The following is a 16712-nucleotide window of genomic DNA, read 5'->3' on the forward strand; positions in this document are numbered from 1 at the left end:
CGAGAAGGCCTTCGCCGCCGGCGCCGATATCGGCTTCATGAAGGATTTCGATTACCTGCACGCCTACAAGACCGATTTCATCACCCGCAACTGGGAGCGCATCAAGACCGCGCGCAAACCGGTGATCGCCGCAGTGGCCGGCTTCGCCCTGGGCGGTGGCTGCGAAATGGCGATGATGTGCGACATGATCTATGCCGCCGACACCGCCCGCTTCGGCCAACCCGAAATCAAGCTCGGCACCCTGCCCGGGGCCGGCGGCACGCAGCGCCTGCCGCGCGCGGTGGGCAAGGCCAAGGCCATGGATCTGTGCCTGACGGCGCGCATGATGGATGCGGCGGAAGCCGAGAAGTCCGGGCTGGTCGCCCGTGTTATCCCGGCCGACCAGCTGCTCGACGAAACCCTGAAGGCGGCACAGACCATTGCCGGCTTCTCGCTGCCGGTGGTCATGATGATCAAAGAATCGGTCAATCGCGCCTTCGAATCCAGCCTCAACGAAGGCCTGTTGTTCGAGCGCCGCGTCTTCCATGCCGCTTTCGCCGTCGAAGACCAGAAGGAAGGCATGGCCGCCTTCGTCGAGAAGCGCAAGCCGGTTTTCAAGAATCGCTGAGGCCCGCCATGTACCAAACCCTGGAAATCGAACGCGCCGGCAAGGTCGCCACCATCTGGATGAACCGCCCGGCCGTCTTCAACGCCTTCGACGAACAACTGATCGCCGAGTTGGCTGCCGCCTGCAAGGAGCTCGATGCCGACGACAGCGTCCGCATCGTCATTCTTGGCGGGCGCGGCAAGCACTTCTCGGCCGGCGCCGACCTCAACTGGATGAAGCGGGCTTCGCAATTCACTCATGAGCAGAACGTCGAGGATGCCCGCAAGTTCGCCGGTATGCTGCGCACCCTGGCCGAGATGGGCAAGCCGACCATTGCCCGCGTGCAGGGTGCCGCGTTGGGCGGCGGCACCGGCCTGACCGCCGCCTGCGACATGGCGGTGGCCAGCGACGATGCAGCCTTCTCCACCTCCGAGGTCAAGTTCGGCATCATCCCATCGGCGATCAGCCCCTACGTGCTGCGCGCCATCGGGCCGCGCCATGCCCTGCGCTACTTCCAGAGCGCCGAGCGGATCAGTGCCCAACGGGCGCTGGCTATCGGCCTGGTCGGTGAGGTAGTGTCGCGCGACGAACTCGACAGCTGCATCGCCGGCATCGTCGACGCGCTGCTGGCTGGCGGCCCGCAGGCGCAGAAGGCGGCCAAGGACCTGATCGCCGCGGTGCACGGCCAGCCGATCGACGAAATCATCAGCGAGGAAACGGCGCAGCGCATCGCCCGTCAGCGTGCTACCGATGAAGCGAAGGATGGCATCGCCGCTTTCCTCGACAAGCGGCCGCCGGCCTGGCTGTAGTCCTGGCCCGGCCGGGGAGTGCAGGGCAGCCAAGGAAGCACTAGAATGCCCGCCACCAACCCCGGCCTTGCCGGGAGTCCCCCGACTTCGCCAGGATCCGCCATGCCGACGAAACACCTGTATCCGATCGCCCTGCTTGCCGCCACGCTACTGGCGGGCAGTACCTTTGCCGCCGAACCGCCCGAGCATCACCCGCACCATCATGCCTTTGCCCAGGATGTCGATGCCTTCCATGCCGCCTTGGCGCCGCTCTGGCATGCGCGGCCGGGCAAGGAACGCTCGCGCAACGCCTGTGCCAAGGCCAACGATCTCGAGACATTGGCCGGCAACATCCGCTCCGCCGACGCCAAGCCGCTGTTGGGCAGCATCGCAGCCTTCAGGAAGCAATGCCAGACCAGCCCGGGCAAGGTCGATGCCGCGTTTTCGGATGTGCACGACGCCTTTCATCGCCTGATCGAGCCGGCAGGGCGCTGATTGCTTGGTCAGCTATTTTTCCGCTAGCCGTCGTGCGGCCATAACCGAACTGGGCCGGCCCCGGAGTCCCAAGTGCTTCAGGATGCTAAGTCCGGCCTACTTGGCCTTGTGGCGGTCGGATTCCTCGAAGAAATCGAGGAATTTCGTACCCGCCGTCAACCTGGCGCTATGCACCGCTCCGGCCGGGATGGTGTACGAACAGCCGGCAGTCAGCGTAGAGGTCTTGCCGTCGATGGTCAGTTCGACCGTCCCGGCGAGGACCGTTCCCCATTGCCCGCCGTGGCTGTGCGGCGGGATGTCGGCATCCTGCAGAATTTCGAAGAAAACGACCTGTCCGCGCTCCGCTTGCAGCAGGTAGGCGCGCATGCCGTCGGGCGGGAAGGGCAGCGCCACTTCCGGCAGGTTGGTGATCATTTGCGGCAATTCCATCATTCACCTCCCGTGTCCTGCTGAATATATGGTCGGTGGGTTGCCCGGCGAGTTCCGTGTCAGGTCGGAACTTTCGGCTCGCCATGCATGCCCAGTCGCAACGACAGCGCCTCGGCATGCCGCTTCAGGCTGGTCACCGCTTCGCTGTCGGCGCTGACGTCGAACATGCCCTGTACGCCGACGACGAGGACGGTCATGGTGATTTCGTTCTTGAAGTTGAAGACCGGGGCGGCGACCGCCTCGACACCGGGGACGCGGTGAAAGCCGTTGGTCGTCGCGAAGCCGTCGCGGCGTACTTCGGCCAGCATGGCTTCAACGCCGGCCTTGGTCTTCAGGTCGGGCGGCACATCGCCGGCCTTTATTTCGGCGGCGATCAGCGGGGCGACCGTCTTTTTCGGCAGCCAGGCGGCGAAGACGCGGCCGGTGGCTGACGACAGCATATCGAGCACGGTGCCGGTGATGACATTGACGGTGATCGGCCGGCGCGGCCGTTCCCAGCGCACGATGACCGGGCCCTTGTCGCCCCACACGGCGAGGGCGGTGGTCTGGTTGATTTCGTCGCGCATTTCGGCAATGACGTTGAGGCCGAGGCGGACGCGGTCCAGGCGGTCGAGGGCGACCAGGCCGATGTTCATGGCGAAGGGGCCGAGGTCGTAGCGCGAGGACATCGGGTCCTGCTCGACCAGCCCGGCGCGGATCAGGCTGACCAGATAGCGGTGCGCCTTGGACGCCGGCATGTCGGCGGCGGCGGCGATTTCCTTGAGCATCATCGAGCGCTGGCCATTGACCATGGCACGCAGGATACCCATGCCGATTTCCAGCGACTGTACGCCGTGCTTGCCATCGCTTTCGTCATTCATGGCTGCTCCCGAGGTTCTGTTATGTGAAACTGATTCTATAATATCGTACAGGAAATTATAAGTGAGTGTCCCCATGCAATCCTTGCGCGTCTATGCCATCGACGGCATCGTCCCGGTCGTCGATCCGACGGCTTATGTCCATCCCAGTGCGGTCCTGATCGGCGATGTCATCGTCGGTCCGGGCTGCTATGTCGGCCCCTGCGCCAGCTTGCGCGGCGATTTCGGCCGCCTGATCCTGGAAGCCGGGGCCAACCTGCAGGACACCTGCGTCATGCACGGTTTTCCCGGCACCGATACGGTGGTCGAGGAAAACGGCCATATCGGCCACGGCGCCGTGCTGCACGGCTGTCGGGTCGGGCGCAATGCCCTGATCGGCATGAATGCGGTGATCATGGACAACGCGGTGATCGGCGAAGCGAGCGTCGTGGCCGCCTCGGCCTTCGTCAAGGCGAGCCAGGAAATCCCGCCGCGCATGCTGGTCGCCGGCATGCCGGCCAAGGTGATTCGCCCGCTGAGCGACGAGGAAATCGCCTGGAAGGCCGACGGCACGCGCACCTATCAGGAACTGACCCGGCGTTGCCTGGCCACCATGGTCGAGACGGCGCCGTTGACCGCCGTCGAGCCGGATCGCCCGCGCATCGAGATGCCGGACGTCATTCCGCTGACCGAGCTGAAAAAGCGCGGCGGCTGATCAGGCCGATAGCGGGTCGTACTGGGAAAAGCGCTCGGCCAGCGAACTGTCCACCACCGGCACGCTGCCGTCGGCGAGGCACAGCAACTGATCGAGGTGGCGGTTGGACGCCACTTCCAGCCGCTTGTACAACTCCTTGCACAGCAGGCGCGCCTGCTGGCCCGGCCAGTCCGCCGGGAGCAGGACTTCCGGCAATTCCGGGTCGCGCAGCAACAGCCGCCGGTAGTCGTGGATGAGCAGCATGCGCAACAGGAAGGCGTCCTGGTCGCTGATGGTCGCCAGGTGGTCGCGCCGCAGTTCTTCGAGGATGGGCCGGTAGGTGGCGACGAACTCGCTGTAGGCGTCGGCCAGCATGGCGAGATCCCAGGCCCGGCTGACCAGGTCGGCGTCGCTGGCCGACTGGGCCGACCGCGAGTCGGCGGCGAACAGCGGGAGCAGGGAGGCCAGGGACGACGACAAGCCTTCGGCGATCAGGGCATCGAGCACGCTGGACAGCTCGGCGCTCGGATGCACGAAGCAGTCGGCGCCGAGGGCGCCGAAGCCCTGCCAGAAGAGGGCGCGTCGCACCTGGTCGCGGACCTTGCCTTCCAGTTCGCCGACCACCAGGATCAGGCGCCAGCGGCGATCCCATAGCGGGGCGTGCGACGCGTAGATGTGGCGCGAAGCCTCCTCGAAGCGGCGGCGGCCGGACGGGGTCAGCACATAGTCTGCGCGCCTGCCGATGGTTTCGGTGCGTAGCCATTCATCCTTGGCCAGCCGGAAGACCGAAGTGCGGATCAGACGCTCATTGAGTTCGAGCGGTTCGAGCAGGCGGATCAGGCTGCCCAGCCAGATGCGCCCGCCACGCGGCAGGATGGCGTCGCCGAACATGGTGATGATCAGCGAACCGGCCTGAACGCGGCGTTGCTGACGGAAAGCGTCGAGACGCCGGCGGACGAGGTCGCTCACGAGATAAAGGCCAAGGGAGAGGCGGAAAATGGCACGGCAGGCTCGGCAAAAAACAGGGGTGGCGGAATTGTACTGCACCCCGCGTATCGTTTTCTGTTGCAGGTCAAGGTTTTGGCCAGCCATGTCCACGGGGGATTAGTGTTTTGTGGATACCAAAATTAACGCAATTTATATAATTTTGTATCATTTTGGCGGCCGGGCGAAGACGTCAGGCCGCGGCCTCGTTTCGGTGCGCCGACGGGGCCGGTGGCCTGCGCCGGCGTCGGGGTCCGTTACTCGGCGCCGGGCGGTGCGCGGGCTGTCCGGGGAAATGTGGTAGATTCGTTGCCGATGCCGCGCTCCGGGTGTCCGGCAAGCGGTTGAGTTGATTGGCTTTTGTCGGTAGCTTTGGGCGCCGAAGCCGCACCGCTGAGGAGCGGGACCGGCAAAGCCGGCGGTCGCATTTCAACCGGAAGCCGCGTTTTTCGATGCAGGCTTCGCCAATATCGGGATGGTCGATGAAATATCTGCTGTTGTTCGCATTGCTGGGCGTGGTGTGGTGGATCTGGTCGAAGCGCACAGCGGCCGATCAGGCCGATTCCTCGCCGCGGCCGGCGAAGGATCCCGAAAAGATGGTCAATTGCGCCCAGTGCGGCGTCTACCTGCCGGAGAGCGACAGCATCGCCGACGGTGGGCGGGCCTATTGCTGCGAGGCGCATCGTGCCGCCGGTCCTGCCGCGGGCCGCTGATGACCGAATGGCTGTCATCCACCTGGGAAGCCAACTGGCGTTCCTTTCAGTATTTCAACCTGTACCGGCTGGTGCTGGCCGCGCTGTTCGGCCTGTCCCTGCTTTTTCCTAACGAATGGACGGCACGCCTGAACCTGTTGCCGTCGTGGCTGATGTTCGGCCTGACCGGCGTGTACATGGCGGCAACCATTGCCGGCCTGGTGCTGGCCACCCACTGGCAGCGCCACTTCAATGCCCAGTTGTCGGCGCAGGTCATGGTGGACATCGTGGTGGTCACCACGCTGATGCAGCAGGCGCGCGGCGTCAGCAGCGGCCTCGGCGTGCTGCTGCTGGTCTCCCTGGCGGCATCCAGCCTGGTCGGCCGGGGGCGGCTGGTTCTGTTCTATGCCGCCATGGCCACCGTCGCGGTGCTGCTGATGCAGTCCTTCGGCATTCTGCTCGAGCAATACGACCCGGCGTCCATCGTTCAAGCCGGCTTCATTTCGGCCGGCTTTTTCGCCACGGCCATCCTTGCCCGGCTGCTCGGCCAGCGCGTCATGATCAACGAAGACCTGGCCCGCCGGCGGGGCGTGGCGCTCGACAACCAGATCCTGATCAGCCAGCGGGTGGTCGAACGCATGCAGGACGGCGTGCTGATCGTCGGCCAGGATGGCTTCATCAATCGCTGCAACCCGGTCGCCCAGGCCATGCTGGGGCTGCCCGACGCTCCCGCTCCGCTGTCCGGGTATGCCGCAGCGCTGGCCGAGGCGCTTCGCGCCTGGCTGCGCAGCGACGGCGCCGAGCGCTTTGATTTTTCGGCCAATGACGGCGGCGCACTGCGGGCGCGCTTCGAGCGGACGGCAAGCTCCGACGGCGAGGTCCTGGTTTTCCTCGAGGATGTCGGCCGGGTCCGCGAACGGGCGCAGCAGATGAAGCTCGCTTCGCTCGGGCGGCTGACGGCCAGCATCGCCCATGAAATCCGCAATCCGCTGTCGGCCATCGGCCATGCCGGCGAATTGCTGCGTGAGGAAAGGCGCGGCGAAATGCAGGACCGCCTGCTGCGCATCCTGAACGACAACGTGTTGCGCCTCGACCGCATCGTCAAGGACATCCTGGAAGTGGGGCGGCAAAACCAGGCCGAGCCGGAACCGCTGCCGGCTGACGAATTCTGTGCCGGCTTCCTCGATCAGTTCGCCGCGAGCGAAAACCTGGCCAATGGGGTAGTCGTGCTCGAGGTGCAGGATGCCTTCCGCATCAGCTTCGACCGCTCCCATCTGCACCAGGTGTTGTGGAACCTGGTCAGCAACGCCCTGCGCCATTCGACGCGCGGGCCGGGCGCCGTGCGCATCGTGCTGCACGGCAGCCACGCCGACGGGCGGGTAGAATTGCATGTGATCGATGACGGTCCGGGCATTCCGGAGACGGTGCGCGAGCAGGTCTTCGAGCCCTTCTTCACGACCCACACGCAGGGTACCGGCCTCGGACTGTTCATTGCGCGCGAACTGTGCGCGACCAACGGGGCCAGCCTCGAACTGGCGGCATCGAGCCGCGGGGCGCATTTTATTGTTGCAGGGAGAAACGACACATGCCTGTTGCCAAAACCGAACGACGTACGCGCGGCGAACTGAGCCGGGTGCTCGTCGTCGACGACGAGGCCGACATCCGTGAACTGATCGACCTGACCTTGGCCCGCATGGGCCTCGCCACGGAATGTGTCGGCTCGGTCGCCGAGGCCCGGGCGGCACTCGATGCCGGCGACTTCCAGCTATGCCTGACCGACATGCGCCTGCCCGACGGCGAGGGCCTCGATATCGTCCGCTATATCGGCGAGCATTGCCCGCAAACCCCGGTTGCCGTGATTACCGCCTACGGCAGCGCCGGCAACGCGGTGGCGGCGCTGAAAGCCGGCGCCTTCGATTACCTCGCCAAGCCGGTCGGTCTCGAACAGTTGCGGACGCTGATCAAGTCGGCCCTGCGCCTGCCCGGTGGAGAACAGGACAGCGAAAACCCGTTGCAGTCGCTGATCGGCGAATCGGCCAGCATGCAGCAGGTGCGGACCATGATCGAAAAGCTGGCGCGCAGCCAGGCGCCGATCTACGTCTCCGGCGAATCGGGGAGCGGCAAGGAACTGGCGGCGCGCCTGATCCACAGCCGCAGTGCCCGTGCCGCCGGACCGTTCGTGCCGGTGAACTGCGGCGCCATTCCGGAAAACCTGATGGAGAGCGAATTCTTCGGTTACCGGAAAGGCGCTTTCACCGGCGCCCAGGACGACCGCGAGGGCTTCTTCCAGGCGGCAAGCAGTGGCACGCTGTTCCTCGACGAAGTGGCCGATCTGCCGCTCGCCATGCAGGTAAAGCTGCTGCGCGCCATCCAGGAAAAACGGGTGCGCAAGGTCGGCAGCGTGGCCGAGGAGCCGGTCGATGTCCGCATCATCTGCGCCACGCACAAGAACCTGCGCGACCTGGTCGATAAGGGGACTTTCCGCCAGGACTTGTACTACCGGTTGAACGTCATCGAATTGCGCATGCCGCCCCTGCGCGAGCGGATGGAGGATATCCCGCCGCTGGTCGACGCCATCCTGCGCCGCGTTTTTGGCGATACGCCGCCCCGGCTGTCGCCCGGCGCCCTCAAGGCTCTGCAGTTCTATGCTTTCCCCGGTAATGTGCGCGAACTGGAAAACATCCTGGAGCGGGCGACTGCGCTGTGTTCCGGGGACAGCATCGAGGTCGACGACCTGCACCTCGGACCGGAGGAAATGCACGAGGACGAAATCGAGGGCCGGGGCAGCGAAACACTGGACGAGTACCTGAACCGTCTGGAACGCCAGGCCATTCTCGAAGCTCTGCAGAAGGCCGAAGGCAACCGTACGGCGGCGGCCCGCCTGCTCGGCGTCACCTTCCGCTCTATGCGCTATCGTCTCGAACGGCTGGGTATCGAATAATGACCTGGCAGGACGGTGGCTGGCTGGAGGGGGGGCGCTGGCTGCCCTCGCCGAATTTCGGCGAACGGCCGCCGGGTGCCGAGGTATCGCTGGTCGTCATCCACAACATCAGCCTGCCGCCGGACGAATTTGGCGGCGATTGGGTCGAGGATTTCTTCCTCAATCGCCTCGACCCGGCGGCACATCCCTATTTCGCCACCATCGCCGACCTGCAGGTCTCGGCCCATTTCTACATCCGGCGCGACGGTGGCGTTGTCCAGTTCGTCGGCTGCGACCGGCGCGCTTGGCATGCCGGACAATCGTGCTGGTGCGAACGCGACAACTGCAACGACTATTCGGTCGGCATCGAACTGGAAGGCTCGGATACGCAAGCCTTCACTGCCGCGCAGTATGCGGCGCTGTGGCCGCTGCTCGACGCGCTGCGTGGGCACTACCCAATTGCTGCCATAGCCGGGCACAGCCATGTCGCGCCGGGCCGCAAGACCGATCCGGGACCGCATTTCGACTGGGCGGCCCTGGCCGCCCGCCACGCCGACCTCGCTTTACCGTCCGAAATAGGCGCTTAGGCGACTGACCGCTTCGGCCAGGCGCGGGATTTCCGTCGTGTAGGCAAAGCGAATGTGTTTTTCCGGTTCGTTGCTGCCGAAATCGAGCCCCGGTGTCGCGGCGACGCCGGTCTTTTCCAGCAGGTCGCGGGCCAGCACGAAACTGTCGGCGGCCAGCGCCGAGCAATCGCAATAGAGATAGAAAGCGCCCTCAGGGCGGGCGGTGACGCGAAAGCCAATGGCTTCCAGCGCCGGGGCCAGGAAATCGCGACGGCGACGGAATTCGCCGCGCCGCGCTTCGAGTATTTCGATGGTAGCTGGCGCAAAAGCGGCGAGAGCGGCGTACTGGGCCGGCGTTGACGGGCACAGTGTCAGATTCTGCGCCAGTTTCTCGACGTCGCGCACGTAAGGCTCCGGAATGACCATCCAGCCGAGACGCCAGCCGGTCATCTGGAAATATTTCGAGAAGCTGTTGATCACCCAGATGTCGTCGCCGGCGGCGCAGGCGGTGGGGGCATCCACCTCGTCGCCCAAGGGGACTTCCTGCGCCGCGGAGCAAGTCCCCTTGGGGGACGGGGCGTACGTGAGGCCGTGGTAAATCTCGTCGACCAGGAAATGCCCGTCTTTGGCTCGGCATTCGTTAGCCAGCGCCGCGATCTCGTCTAGGGTCAGCAGCGTGCCGGTCGGATTGGCCGGTGAGGCGACGAGCAGGCCGGCGGTGCGTTCATTCCACTCCGCTGAAACCTGTTCCGGCGTCGGCTGGAAATTGCTGTCCGGGCCGACCGGGATGCTGCGCGGCAGGCCTTCGTAGGTGCGCAGGATGTGCCGATTGCACGGATAGCCGGGGTCGGCCAGCAGCCATTCGTCGCCGGGATTGGCCAGGGCGGCGAAAGCGAGGTTGAGGGCGCCCGAGGCGCCGTTGGTGATGGCGATGCGGCTGGCCGGCACCGTCACGCCGTAGCGTTGGCCATAGAACGCCGAAATGGCGGCCCGCAGTTCGGGCAGGCCGAGCGCCTGGGTGTACAACGTCTTGTGGTCGCGGATGGCGGCGATGGCCGCCTCGGCAATTGGTTCCGGCGTCGGGAAATCCGGCTCGCCGACTTCCATGTGGATGATGTCGCGCCCTTCGGCTTCCAGTTGCCGGGCGCGGGTCAGCAGTTCGACGACGTGGAAGGGCTCGATGTCGGCCAGGCGATGGGCGGGACGGTAGGTCATGGCATTCCTCAAATGAAAACGGCCACCCGAAGGTGGCCGTTGCATTATCGCTCAGGGACGAATCAAGCAGCGTCCTTGAAGATGCCCATTTCGAACAGTTCGCGCTTGAGCACGAGTTCGCGCGGCATCTTTTCGCCCATCTTGTCGAACCATTCCTTGTGGCCGGCCAGTTCGGCCTTCCAGGCGTCGGCGTCGATGCTGGTCAGGGCTTCGAAATCGTCCTTGTTGATTTCCAGGCCGTTCCAGTCGAGGTCCTCGAACTTCGGCATCCAGCCGAGCACGGTTTCCTTGGCGGCGACGGTGCCCTTGCAGCGCTGGACGATCCACTTCAGGACGCGCATGTTGTCGCCGAAGCCCGGCCACATGAATTCGCCCTTCTCGTTCATGCGGAACCAGTTCACGCAGAAGATCTTCGGGGTGGCATCGACGGTCTTGCCCATCTTCAGCCAGTGGTTGAAGTAGTCGCCCATGTGGTAGCCGCAGAACGGCAGCATGGCGAACGGGTCGCGGCGGACGACACCCTGCTGGCCGAAGGCGGCGGCAGTGGTTTCGGAGCCCAGCGTGGCAGCCATGTAGACGCCGTAGTTCCAGTTGAAGGCCTGGTAGACCAGCGGCACGGTGGTGGCGCGGCGGCCGCCGAAGATGAAGGCGGAAATCGGCACGCCGGCGGGATCTTCCCAGGCGGCATCAACGGACGGGCACTGGTTGGCCGGGGCGGTGAAGCGGGAGTTGGCGTGGGCGGCCTTCTTGCCGGCCTTGCCGTCTTCCGGCGTCCAGTCGTTACCCTGCCAGTCGATCAGGTGATCCGGCGCCTGCTTGGTCAGGCCTTCCCACCACACGTCGCCGTCGTCGGTCAGCGCGACGTTGGTGAAGATGATGTTTTCCTTCAGGGTGGCCAGGGCGTTGTAGTTGGTCTTTTCAGACGTGCCCGGGGCGACGCCGAAGAAGCCGGCTTCCGGGTTGATGGCGTAGAAGCGGGTGACGCCGTCGGCATCGACGCGCGGCTTGATCCAGGCGATGTCGTCGCCGATGGTGGTGATCTTCCAGCCGTCCAGGGTCTTCGGCGGAATCAGCATGGCGAAGTTGGTCTTGCCGCAGGCCGACGGGAAGGCGGCGGCGACGTAGGACTTTTCACCTTCCGGCGATTCGACGCCGAGGATCAGCATGTGTTCGGCCAGCCAACCCTGGTCGCGCGCCATGTTGGAAGCGATGCGCAGCGCGAAGCACTTCTTGCCGAGCAGGGCGTTGCCGCCGTAGCCGGAGCCGTAGGACCAGATCTCGCGGGTTTCCGGGTAGTGCACGATGTACTTGACGGTCGGGTTGCACGGCCACTTGGCATCCTGCTGGCCGGCCTCGAGCGGAGCGCCGACCGTATGCACGCAGGGGACGAATTCGCCGTCGCTGCCGAGCACGTCGAACACGGCCTTGCCCATGCGGGTCATGGTGCGCATGTTGACGACCACGTAGGCGGAATCGGAAATCTCGACGCCGATGTGGGCGATCGGCGAACCGAGCGGGCCCATCGAGAACGGGATGACGTACATCGTGCGGCCCTTCATGCAGCCCTTGAATAGGCCGTTCAGGGTCTCGCGCATCTTGGCGGGCTCTTCCCAGTTATTGGTCGGGCCGGCGTCTTCCTTCTTTTCGGAGCAGATATAGGTGCGGTCTTCGACGCGGGCGACGTCGGATGGATCAGAGAAGGCCAGGTAGGAGTTCGGGCGCTTCTGTTCGTTCAGCTTGATCAGGGTGCCGGCGGCGACCATTTCGGCGCACAGACGGTCATATTCTTCTTGGGTTCCGTCGGCCCAGTGGATGCGATCCGGTTGGGTCAGGGCGGCGATTTCGGCTACCCATTTCTTCAGGCCTTCGTGCTTGACGTAGGCAGGAGCGTTCAGCGGTGCGGTCATGGCGATATGTCTCTCTCTAAGTTGCTGATAAAGCTAGGTTTCACGCCAGTCGCCGGGAGCTGCCACCAAGACTGCGAGCGGCTGGAGGCCGTCGGCTGGGAAGCGCATAATTATGCCTCAACTTAGGGTAAACATCTACTTGACGGAAGCGGCTACGTGATATCCGATGGTGTGGTATTTCACGGTCGGCATGCTATTATCGTTGCGCAATTCGAAACCGTATTTCACGATATAAAACGGAGACAAGGAAATGGACCCTCGACAGCTACGCGAAGCAGCCCTTTACTATCACCGCCAGCCCAAGCCGGGCAAGATTGCGGTGACCCCGATCAAGCAGCTCACCAACCAGTACGACCTGTCGCTGGCCTATTCGCCGGGTGTCGCCTACGCTTGCGAGGAAATCGTCGCCGATCCGCGCGAAGCCAGCACCGTCACCTCGCGCGCCAACCTGGTCGGCGTCATCACCAACGGCACCGCCGTGCTCGGGCTCGGACCGATTGGCGCCCTGGCCGCGAAGCCGGTCATGGAAGGCAAGGGCGTGCTGTTCAAGAAATTCGCCAATATCGACGTCTTCGACCTCGAAATCGACGAGCGCGACCCGGATAAGCTGATCGACACCATCGCCTCGCTGGAACCGACCTTCGGCGGCATCAACCTTGAAGACATCAAGGCGCCCGAATGCTTCTACATCGAGAAGAAGCTGCGCGAGCGGATGAAGATTCCCGTTTTCCACGACGACCAGCACGGCACGGCCATCGTCGTCGGGGCCGCCATCCTCAATGGCCTGCACCTGATCGGCAAGGACCTGTCCAAGGTCAAGATCGTCACCTCCGGCGCCGGCGCTGCCGCGCTCGCTTGCCTCGACCTGCTGGTCATGCTCGGCGCCCCGGTCGAGAACATCTGGGTCACCGATATCAAGGGCCTGGTCTATGAAGGCCGCGTCGAGGAAATGGACGAGATCAAGGCGCGCTACGTCAAGAAGACCGACGCCCGCACCCTGGGCGAGGTGATCGAAGGCGCCGACGTCTTCCTCGGCCTGTCGGCCGGCGGCGTACTGAAGCCGGAAATGGTCGCCAAGATGGCCGCCAGGCCGGTGATCATGGCGCTGGCCAACCCGACGCCGGAAATCCTGCCTGAAAAGGTCAAGGAAGTCCGCGACGACGCCATCATCTGTACCGGCCGCTCGGACTACCCGAACCAGGTCAACAACGTGCTGTGCTTCCCCTTCATCTTCCGCGGGGCGCTCGATGTCGGGGCGACCACCATCACCGAGGAAATGAAGATGGCCGCCGTGCGGGCCATCGCCGAGCTGGCGCGTGCCGAACAATCGGAAGTCGCCGCCCGCGCCTACGGTGAGAAGGTGGCCAGCTTCGGTCCGGAATACCTGATTCCCAATCCCTTCGACCCGCGCCTGATCGTCAAGATCGCCCCGGCGGTCGCCAAGGCCGGCATGGATTCGGGCGTCGCCACCCGGCCGATCAAGGACTGGGATGCCTATCTGCAGGGATTGAACGAATTCGTTTACCACTCTGGCATGATCATGAAGCCGGTCTTCTCTCAGGCCAAGTTGGCGCCCAAGCGCATCGTTTTCGCCGAGGGCGAGGACGAGCGCGTGCTGCGCGCGGTCCAGGTCGTGCGCGACGAAGGCATCGCCATGCCGGTGCTCATCGGCCGCCGCAGCGAGATCCAGCGCCGCGTCGAAGCAGCCGGCCTGCGCATCCGCGAAGGCGAGGACTTCGAAGTCATCCATTCCGACAACTGCGCCTTCTTCGACGAGCATTACGAAGAGTTCTGCGCGACCTACCACAGCATCATGGAGCGCAAGGGCGTGTCGCCCGAGTTCGCCCGCCGCGAAGTACGCCGCCGCAACACCCTGTACGGCGCGCTGATGGTCCGCCTGGGCTACGCCGACGGCCTGATCTGCGGCACCTTCGGCCGCCACGAGACGCACCGCGAATACGTGCAGAACGTGATCGGCACCCGCGCCGACCAGGATCGCTACTACGCGATGAACCTGCTGATTCTGCCGGAACGCACGGTCTTCATCGGCGACACCTATGTCAATTACGACCCCAGCGCCGAACAACTGGCCGACATGACCCTGCTCGCCGCCGAAGAAATCCGCAATTTCGGCATTACGCCCAAGGTTGCGCTGCTCTCGCATTCGACCTTCGGCACCGAGGACACGCCGACCTCGCTGAAGATGCGCGAAGTGCTGACGCAACTGAGCCAGCGGGCGCCGGAACTGGAAGTCGAAGGCGAAATGCACGGTGACGCGGCGCTCGACGAGAGCATCCGCCTCAAGGCCTTCCCGAACTCCCGCCTGAAGGGGCAGGCCAACCTGCTGGTCATGCCGACGCTCGATGCGGCGAACATCTCGTTCAACCTGCTGAAAGTAGCGGCTGGCGACAACCTGACGGTCGGTCCCATCCTGCTCGGCGCGGCCAAGCCGGTCAACATTTTGACGCCGACCGCCACCGTGCGGCGCATTGTGAACATGACGGCGCTCACCGTGGTCGATGCAGGCTAATATGGGCTAAGTCGTTGCTTTAATTTGTTTTTATATCTGCTTATTTTTATTGAAAATTCCACGTCTCCTGCTAAACTCGGATAAAATGCCGGCGATTGGCGGGAGATGTGAAATGAAGCAGAAATTGAAGGCGGCCTTGCTGGTCGGTGTCGTACTTGGACTGTGTGGGCAAGCGCCTGCGTTTGCCGCGCAGACCACAGAGCAAAATACCTCGAAAAAGGCCGCCAAGAAGGCACCGGCAGTGGCCAAGTCGGGCAAGCAGCCGGCTGCTAAAACGGCGGCCAAGGCGCAGCCGAGCAAGACCGCTGCCGCCAAATCCTCGATTAAGCATGCCGCAGCGAGCCAGCCTCGTCCGTCGGCGAAGAATTCCCTCGTCGCAGCCAAGCCTGCCGTCAAGCACGTTCGCCATGTCGCCATGGAAATGGACGGCGACCCGCGTCGCCTGGCTCTCTATTCGGCTTCGGCGCTGGTCATCGACCAGACCAGCGGCCAGCCCCTGCTGGAAAAGCAACCGGATGTCGTCGTCCCCATCGCTTCCATTTCCAAGCTGATGACCGCCATGGTCGTGCTTGATGCCAAGCTCGACCAGCAGGAAGTGATCTCCATCGGCGACGAGGATGTCGATGGCCTGAAGGGCACGCGTTCCCGTTTGCCGGTCGGCACCACGATGACCCGCGAAGCGGCCATGCTGCTGGCCCTGATGTCTTCGGAAAACCGCGCCGCCCACGCTCTTGGCCGCCATTACCCGGGCGGTATGCCGGCTTTCGTGCAGGCCATGAACAAGAAGGCGCAGGCGTTGGGTATGTACAACTCCCGCTTCGAAGAGCCGACCGGCCTGTCGAGCAACAACGTGTCCACAGCACATGACCTGGCCCGCATGGTGGCCGCTGCCGCCCGCTACCCGGAAATCCGCCAGCATTCGACGACGGCCGAGGCACGGGTCGAACTGAACGGCCGCATTCGCGACTTCCACAACACCAACGCGCTGGTGCGCAGCGACAACTGGGAAATCGGCGTGTCGAAGACCGGCTACATTTCCGAAGCCGGCCGTTGCCTGGTCATGCAGGCCCGCGTCGCGGACAAGCCGGTGGTCATCGTGCTGCTCGATTCGGTCGGCAAGATGACCCGTGTCGGCGATGCGCAACGGATCAAGCGCTGGATGGAAAGCGCCTCGTTGGCTCCGGATCGGCGCAAGGTCTGATCACGTTTTGCGCATATGGAGAAGGCCGCGTCGAGCGGCCTTTTTGCTTTATGGGCGCCGGGTCGGCGCTGATATCGGGGGTTACTTGCGCGGGCTGCTGTAGCCGAGCGCTTGCGACACAGCGTCGGCGGTTTTCCTGACCTGCAGCGCCCAGTCCGGATCGTGGCGGTCGGCGGGGGCGGAAACCGACAGCGCGGCGACGGTGTTGCCTTCGTCGTCGTGGATCGGTGCCGCGACGCACTTGAGGCCAAGTTCGGCTTCCTCGTCGTCGTAGGCGATGCCGTGGCGGCGAACCTTGTCCAGTTCCTTTTCGAGGGCGGTCAGGGTGGTCAGCGAACGCGGCGTCTTGCCGGGCAGGCCGGTCCGTTTGGCGTAGTCGCGAACTTTCTGCGGGCCATCGGTGGCCAGGAACAGTTTGCCGAGGGAGGTCAGGTGCAGCGGCGCACGGCCACCGACCAGATAAACGACGCGGACCAGGGAGCGGCCCGACGAGGTGCGTTCGAGATAGACGATTTCGTCGTCGTGGCGGGCGCCGAGGTTGATCGCCTCGCCGATGCGTTCGTGCAGTTCCTGCATGTAGGGCAGGGCCACTTCGCGCACATTGATGCGCGATTTGACGATATTGCCCAGTTCGAGCAGGCGGATACCAAGCCGATAAGTGCCGGCGTCTTGACGTTCGACAAAGCGGGCATTGCTCATCGCTGCCAGAATGCGGTGCGCTGTCGACGGATGCAGGTCGGTGGCGAGCGCCAGCTGTTTCAGGCTGGCAGCATCGGGCGACGCGGCGAGCGCGTCGAGTAGCGACATCATGCGCTCGATGACCTGGATGGATCCGGGAGCTTTTCCGGACCCGCTGACTGCTTCAGACA

16 protein-coding genes are annotated in these 16712 nt (G+C 64.3%); 10 read left to right on the forward strand and 6 right to left on the reverse strand.

Going from position 1 to position 16712, the window contains the following annotated elements; all coding sequences use genetic code 11:
• The 3 genes from LZ012_RS17320 to LZ012_RS17330 form a co-directional block, all read left to right on the forward strand.
• On the forward strand, positions 1-607 hold a 607-nt coding region (locus LZ012_RS17320), incomplete at its 5' end, for an enoyl-CoA hydratase-related protein (protein WP_275712159.1).
• Between the two features lie 8 nt (positions 608-615).
• Positions 616-1395, forward strand: coding sequence for an enoyl-CoA hydratase/isomerase family protein (locus LZ012_RS17325; RefSeq protein ID WP_275712160.1), 780 nt, complete (start codon positions 616-618; stop codon positions 1393-1395).
• A gap of 102 nt (positions 1396-1497) precedes the next feature.
• Positions 1498-1869: a hypothetical protein gene (locus LZ012_RS17330; protein ID WP_275712161.1), complete on the forward strand. Its 372-nt coding sequence runs from the start codon at positions 1498-1500 to the stop codon at positions 1867-1869.
• A 96-nt stretch (positions 1870-1965) separates the two neighbouring features.
• On the opposite strand, the gene LZ012_RS17335 is transcribed toward LZ012_RS17330, so the two are convergent.
• Positions 1966-2283 (reverse strand): cupin domain-containing protein, encoded by a 318-nt coding sequence (locus tag LZ012_RS17335; protein ID WP_275712162.1) that lies wholly within the window; start codon positions 2281-2283, stop codon positions 1966-1968.
• A 74-nt stretch (positions 2284-2357) separates the two neighbouring features.
• Positions 2358-3158, reverse strand: coding sequence for an IclR family transcriptional regulator (locus tag LZ012_RS17340; RefSeq protein ID WP_275712163.1), 801 nt, complete (start codon positions 3156-3158; stop codon positions 2358-2360).
• 73 nt (positions 3159-3231) lie between these two features.
• On the opposite strand from LZ012_RS17340, the gene paaY reads away from it, so the two are divergent.
• Positions 3232-3849, forward strand: a complete 618-nt coding sequence (gene paaY, locus LZ012_RS17345) for a phenylacetic acid degradation protein PaaY (RefSeq protein ID WP_275712288.1) — start codon at positions 3232-3234, stop codon at positions 3847-3849.
• Here paaY and paaX read toward each other — a convergent pair whose 3' ends face one another.
• Positions 3850-4797, reverse strand: a complete 948-nt coding sequence (gene paaX, locus LZ012_RS17350) for a phenylacetic acid degradation operon negative regulatory protein PaaX (RefSeq protein ID WP_275712164.1) — start codon at positions 4795-4797, stop codon at positions 3850-3852.
• A 497-nt stretch (positions 4798-5294) separates the two neighbouring features.
• On the opposite strand from paaX, the gene LZ012_RS17355 reads away from it, so the two are divergent.
• The 4 genes from LZ012_RS17355 to ampD are packed head-to-tail and all read left to right on the forward strand — an operon-like array spanning position 5295 to position 9011.
• Positions 5295-5525, forward strand: coding sequence for a PP0621 family protein (locus LZ012_RS17355; RefSeq protein ID WP_275712165.1), 231 nt, complete (start codon positions 5295-5297; stop codon positions 5523-5525).
• Positions 5525-7132: a sensor histidine kinase gene (locus tag LZ012_RS17360; protein ID WP_275712166.1), complete on the forward strand. Its 1608-nt coding sequence runs from the start codon at positions 5525-5527 to the stop codon at positions 7130-7132. The genes LZ012_RS17355 and LZ012_RS17360 overlap by 1 nt, the downstream gene beginning before the upstream one ends.
• Positions 7090-8445 carry a sigma-54-dependent transcriptional regulator gene (locus LZ012_RS17365; RefSeq protein ID WP_275712167.1) on the forward strand — a complete coding sequence of 452 codons (1356 nt, stop codon included), beginning with the start codon at positions 7090-7092 and terminating at the stop codon, positions 8443-8445. The genes LZ012_RS17360 and LZ012_RS17365 overlap by 43 nt, the downstream gene beginning before the upstream one ends.
• On the forward strand, positions 8445-9011 hold the full coding sequence (gene ampD / locus LZ012_RS17370; RefSeq protein WP_275712168.1) for a 1,6-anhydro-N-acetylmuramyl-L-alanine amidase AmpD: 567 nt from the start codon (positions 8445-8447) through the stop codon (positions 9009-9011). Before LZ012_RS17365 ends, ampD begins: the two co-directional genes overlap by 1 nt.
• Here ampD and LZ012_RS17375 read toward each other — a convergent pair.
• Both LZ012_RS17375 and LZ012_RS17380 read right to left on the reverse strand, forming a co-directional pair.
• The gene (locus LZ012_RS17375; RefSeq protein WP_275712169.1) at positions 8988-10205 is read right to left on the reverse strand and encodes a pyridoxal phosphate-dependent aminotransferase; all 1218 of its coding nucleotides are present in this window, start codon (positions 10203-10205) and stop codon (positions 8988-8990) included. The genes ampD and LZ012_RS17375 overlap by 24 nt on opposite strands.
• Before the next feature lie 62 nt (positions 10206-10267).
• Positions 10268-12112, reverse strand: a complete 1845-nt coding sequence (locus tag LZ012_RS17380) for a phosphoenolpyruvate carboxykinase (GTP) (protein ID WP_275712170.1) — start codon at positions 12110-12112, stop codon at positions 10268-10270.
• 250 nt (positions 12113-12362) lie between these two features.
• Between LZ012_RS17380 and LZ012_RS17385 the strand changes: the two genes are divergently transcribed.
• A complete protein-coding gene (locus tag LZ012_RS17385; protein ID WP_275712171.1) occupies positions 12363-14642 on the forward strand; it encodes an NADP-dependent malic enzyme in 2280 nt (759 codons plus the stop codon).
• A gap of 112 nt (positions 14643-14754) precedes the next feature.
• Entirely contained in the window at positions 14755-15843 is a 1089-nt protein-coding gene (gene pbpG / locus LZ012_RS17390; protein ID WP_275712172.1) for a D-alanyl-D-alanine endopeptidase, read from the forward strand.
• A gap of 81 nt (positions 15844-15924) precedes the next feature.
• Here the strand turns inward: pbpG and LZ012_RS17395 are convergent, their stop codons facing one another.
• Complete coding sequence (locus LZ012_RS17395) at positions 15925-16653, reverse strand: IclR family transcriptional regulator (protein WP_275712290.1); 729 nt, start codon at positions 16651-16653, stop codon at positions 15925-15927.
• Positions 16654-16712 lie beyond the last annotated feature (59 nt).

The sequence above is a fragment of the Dechloromonas hankyongensis genome (genome assembly GCF_022012295.1).
GTDB lineage: Bacteria > Pseudomonadota > Gammaproteobacteria > Burkholderiales > Rhodocyclaceae > Azonexus > Azonexus hankyongensis.